This is a genomic window from uncultured Lamprocystis sp. (assembly GCF_903933125.1).
In the GTDB taxonomy this organism is placed as follows: domain Bacteria; phylum Pseudomonadota; class Gammaproteobacteria; order Chromatiales; family Chromatiaceae; genus Thiodictyon.
In genome coordinates this window covers 1-4,927 of record NZ_CAIZIZ010000021.1, presented here as the reverse complement: position 1 = coordinate 4,927, position 4,927 = coordinate 1, and the positions used below count along the sequence as shown (strand labels likewise).

Annotated in this window: 4 protein-coding genes; all 4 read left to right on the top strand. The window is 64.5% G+C overall.

Annotation, left to right across the window (positions count from 1 at the left end):
• The first annotated feature begins 236 nt into the window (after positions 1–236).
• Entirely contained in the window at positions 237–1,577 is a 1,341-nt protein-coding gene (locus tag QZY03_RS00915) for a GH1 family beta-glucosidase (RefSeq protein WP_295577265.1), read from the top strand.
• Between the two features lie 187 nt (positions 1,578–1,764).
• On the top strand, positions 1,765–3,489 hold the full coding sequence (locus QZY03_RS00910) for a SulP family inorganic anion transporter (RefSeq protein ID WP_295577263.1): 1,725 nt from the start codon (positions 1,765–1,767) through the stop codon (positions 3,487–3,489).
• Positions 3,490–4,089: 600 nt separating this feature from the next.
• Positions 4,090–4,338 carry a type II toxin-antitoxin system Phd/YefM family antitoxin gene (locus QZY03_RS00905; RefSeq protein WP_295577261.1) on the top strand — a complete coding sequence of 83 codons (249 nt, stop codon included), beginning with the start codon at positions 4,090–4,092 and terminating at the stop codon, positions 4,336–4,338.
• On the top strand, positions 4,335–4,721 hold the full coding sequence (locus tag QZY03_RS00900; protein WP_295577259.1) for a type II toxin-antitoxin system VapC family toxin: 387 nt from the start codon (positions 4,335–4,337) through the stop codon (positions 4,719–4,721). The genes QZY03_RS00905 and QZY03_RS00900 overlap by 4 nt, the downstream gene beginning before the upstream one ends.
• Positions 4,722–4,927: the final 206 nt, after the last annotated feature.

The following is a 4,927-nucleotide window of genomic DNA, read 5'->3' as shown; positions in this document are numbered from 1 at the left end:
CCGCGATGGGGCCGGGCGCGTAACCCGACCGTTCGGGGTGACCGCGGCATCCATCGCGGCGGGACGCCGCTCCCACGGGGTCGCTGCGCGACTTTCACGGTAAAGCCTCGATCCCCAGTCTTCTTGCGGCCGGAACGACGATCAAGGCCCTCGCGTGTATCATAATCTCGACAACGACAACGACAACGACAACGACAACGACAACGACAACGACCGACCCGGAGACTGCGGCACTGATGGCAGACGATCATCCCTTTCCCCGCGGCTTCCTGTGGGGTGCCGCCACCTCGGCCTATCAGGTTGAGGGTTCACCCCTGGCCGACGGGGCTGGGCCGAGCATCTGGCACCGCTTCACCCGCACCCCCGGTGCCGTGGTCAACGGCGAGACCGGCGACCGCGCTTGCGACCACTATGGTCGCTGGCGCGCGGACCTGGAGGTGCTGGCCGAATTGGGCCTCGACGCCTACCGCTTCAGCATCGCCTGGGGCCGGGTCTTGCCGGAGGGCACCGGACGGGTCAACGGCAAGGGCTTGGATTTCTATCAGCGCCTGGTGGACGGCCTGCTGGAGCGCGGCATCCAGCCGATGATCACCCTCTATCACTGGGACCTGCCGGCCGCCCTGGATGATCGCGGCGGCTGGTGCAACCCCGACAGTCCCCGGTGGTTCGCCGACTATGCGCAGGTCCTGTTCCGTGCGCTGGATGACCGGGTGGGACATTGGGTGACCCTGAACGAGCCCTGGGTCAGCACCGTCCTGGGGTATCTGAGCGGCGACCACGCGCCCGGCCGTCGTGGTCTGGCCGAACCGCCGTGGGTCGCCCATCACCAACTCTGCGCTCATGCCGAGGCGGTTGCCGCCTATCGTGCCCTGGGCTGCCATCAGATCGGCATTAGCCTCAACCTTGAGCCCCAGCACGCGGTCAGCGACACCGCGGCCGATCAGGCCGCCGCGGTCCGCCGCCATGCCTTCATCAACCGCTGGTTCCTGGACCCCATCTTGTTCGGGCGCTATCCGACGGCGCTGGCCGACATCTTCGGACCGGCCTGGCCCGACTTCCCCGACGCGGATCTGGCGCGCATTCAGGCGCCCCTGGACTTCCTGGGCGTCAATTACTACTCGCGCGGCCTGGTCTGCCACGACCCTGCCGAGCAGCCGCTGCAGGCCAGGCGCATCACACCCAATGACCGTCCCTGCACCGCCATGGACTGGGAGGTCTACCCGGCAGGCCTCACCGAGACTTTGCTGTGGCTTAAACAGCGCTGTCCGACATTGCCCATCTATATTACCGAGAACGGCGCCGCCTTTGACGACCCGGACCCGGTCGCCGGTCTGGTCCAGGACCCGCGCCGGGTCGACTACCTGCGCGAACACCTCGCCGCCGCGCGCCTGGCACTGGAACAAGGCGTCGACCTGCGCGGCTACTTCGCCTGGTCACTGCTCGACAACTTCGAGTGGTCACTCGGCTATGCCAAACGCTTCGGGCTCGTCCACGTCGATTTCGCCACTCAGCAGCGGACCATCAAGGCCAGCGCAGCGTTCTACCGTGCATTCATCCAGGCGCAACGCGATGCGTAAGGACGCGCCCATTCCCGGATGTGTTGAACGCTCCCAGTTGTACTCAATATCCAACGTAGAATACCTGAAGACACCTAAATCCGCCGATGAGTCACCCAGGCCCCCGGATCAGGCAGGAGCAGCGCACCATGGATGCCATGCTAGAATCGCGAACATCATCAGACATCAGCGGTCAATGGTGCCAACCATGGACAGGATTCCCACGTCGGTTTGGGTGGATCGGATCGGGCGCTTTGCCCCCGGCGTGCCGGCGCTCGTGCGCTATCAGCCGCGGGACCTGCCCCATGATCTGATCGCAGGTCTCTCGGTGGCAGCGGTGGCGTTGCCGGTGGGCGTGGCCTATGCGCAGCTTGCCGGTTTCGACCCGGTGATCGGGCTCTATTCCAGCATGTTACCGCTGCTGGCCTATGCTCTGTTCGGTACCTCCCGCCAGTTGGTGGTGGGGCCGGATGCCGCCACGTGCGCTCTGATTGCCGCCAGCGTTGCGCCCCTGGCCGGGGCTGATCCGGCCCTTTACCTTTCACTCTCCGCGGCGCTGGCTCTGATCGCGGGGCTGATATGTATCGCCGCCAGCTTCCTGCGTTTGGGTGCGCTCGCGGATTTTCTCTCCAATCCGATCCTGGTGGGCTTTCTCAACGGCATTGCCCTGCACATCATCCTCGGCCAGATCGGCAAGCTCTTCGGTCTGGAACTGTCGGCTCCCGGCATCATCCCGCGGGGGCTGGAGTTCGTCGGCAAGCTCGGGTCAACGCATCTGCCGACTCTGGCGGTGGGTGCGGCCACGGTGGCGGTTTTGGTTTTGGTCCCGCGCTGGTGGTCCCGTCTGCCGACGGCCCTGATCGCCATCGTCGCGGCCGCGTCGGCGGTCGCCCTGTTCGGACTGGATGCCCAGGGGGTGGCCGTGGTCGGGTCGGTTCCGGCGGGTCTGCCGGCCCTGCGGCTGCCCGAAATCCCCCTTGAGCTGATCGACGAGGTTTTGGGAGCGGCTGCTGCCATCGCCCTGATCAGCTTCACCAGCACCATGTTGACCGCGCGCAGCTTCGCCGCCAAGAACCGCTACGATATCGATGTCGACCGCGAGTTTACCGCCTTGGGAGCGGCCAATGTCGCCTCCGCCCTTTCCCAGGGTTTCGCGATCAGCGGGGCGGATTCGCGGACCGCCATGAGCGATGCCGTCGGCGGACGCACCCAAGTCACCGGTATCGTCTCGGCAGCGGCCATCGCCCTGGTGCTCCTCGTCCTCACCCAGCCGCTGAGCTATGTTCCGATCGCGGCCCTGGGGGCGGTGCTGATCAAGGCGTCGTTGTCACTCATCGATTTACCCGCGCTCAGGCGTTTCTGGCTGCTCGACAAGAAAGAGTTCGGCCTATCGCTGGTGGCGACCCTGGGTGTGGTCTGGGTGGGTGCCATCGACGCGATCCTGATCTGCGTGGCCCTGGCGCTGCTGCGCTTCGTGAAGTCCGCCGCGCGGCCGCGGGTGGAGCTGTTGGGATTGCTCAAGGGGAATGCCGGCTTCCACGCCACAGACTTTGACCCGGCGGTGCGGACGACTCCGGGGTTGGTGCTGTGGCGCTTCAATTCCGCCCTCGTGTTTTTCAACGCGAATTACTTCAAACGCGAAGCGGTGAAAGCGATGAACAGGGAGGGACCTGATTTGAAGTGGTTTGTTCTTGACTTTCTGCCCCTCGGCCGGCTGGACCTGACCGGGCTCGACGCCGTGCAAGACGTCCGCGAAGAACTGCACCGACGTGGTGCCGAACTGGTCATCGCCGGCCGCGACGGGGAGATCGTCCGTGAACTGGATCGGCTCGGACTTCCGCGGAACCTGCTGGGCGACCGGTACTTCCCGACCCTGCGGCAAGCGCTGCGCGCCTACCGAACCGAGGTGGTGATCGGCGACGCGATTGAGTGATGAAGGACCGTAGGATGGGGTGACGAAGGAACCCCAACGCCAATCATCGGCGGGCGGCGATGTTGGGGTGCGACGTGAAATTGAGGCTGGGCTGGCGGACAGCGATGAAGGTCGGACCCGACCGGTTGAAGAGATTATGCGGTCGTTCGGCATCGCGGAGTGATCTTACACTGGACAGCGCGTGCGGAAGCGCGCCTGGGGCGTATACAGAAATAGATTGCGGAAGATAACCCATCCGCCGCGTCGCGCATGATCGAACGTATTCTCAAGCGCTCGCTGACGATGGGAATAATGGTCGGACAGATCGCCTTTACTTATTTTGCCACTCTCCTGCGCGTCCCCGAGCAATTAAACGTGGCGTCTTTAAGAGGTAGCCCCGGATGCCACTTGATTTCAAGGTCCATGGTGGTTCATTTGTCAGCTTGACCTCGTTCAGCGCCTTGCCGTCCCAGTAGCGGAAGGTCTCGTCGGCCCCGAGCGAACCGGTGTCCCGCAGTGCGTGCAGCAGCTCGACGCGCTCTTGGGCAGTCCGCGTGCTTGCGGCCGTGCGGATCGCCGATCATACTCGTACCGGATGTGACCAAGCCTAAGGACCCGAGCATGCCGACTGTAAATATCCTGGATGCCAAGACCCAGTTGTCGAAGCTCGTCGAGCGGGTCGAGAGTGGGGCCGAGTCGGAAATCGTGATCGCCCGCAACGGCCGACCGGTCGCCCGGCTGGTGCCGCTGGCGACACGACCGGTAGCGCGGCGGATCGGCGCGGCGGTCGGCCAGTTTCAGGTGCCGGAATCGATCGACGGTTGTAACACGCTGATCGATGAACTGTTCGGCGGGGATGCGACGCATTGAGGCTACTGCCCGATACCCATATCGCGCTCTGGGCACTGACCGACGACCCGCGCCTGTCCGCGCGCGCGAGGTTCTTGATCGAGGATCCGGCTAAACAGGTGCTGGTCAGTGCCGCGACCGTCTGGGAGATCGCGATCAAGCACGCGCTGGCGCGTACCGACATGCCGATCTCGGGCGCTGAGGCGCTCGACTGGTTCCTCCTGGCCGGCTACGACCTGCTGCCGATCAGCCCCGAGCACGCCGCGGCAGTCGAGCGACTGCCCAACCATCACCGCGACCCCTTCGACCGCCTGCTGGTCGCCCAGGCCCAGACCGAGCCCTTGCGGCTGTTGAGTCGCGATCCGCTGGTCATTCGCTACGGCGAGGCGGTCATTGGCGTTTGAGCGTCGGCCGGCTTCGCTTCCTAAACGCGTACCCGGACGCCGATGGTCCCGGAAGCTGGATCTTCGGCGCAGAGGTCGCGAAGCAGGAGCTTCGCGACCAGCGGAATAAGGTGCGAGGCTCGATTATCGAGGCGCCATTTAATAACCGGACGCGCCTTAATGCAATTTTTCTAGCATAGTCTATACTTAGAGTTAGGTTTTGGATT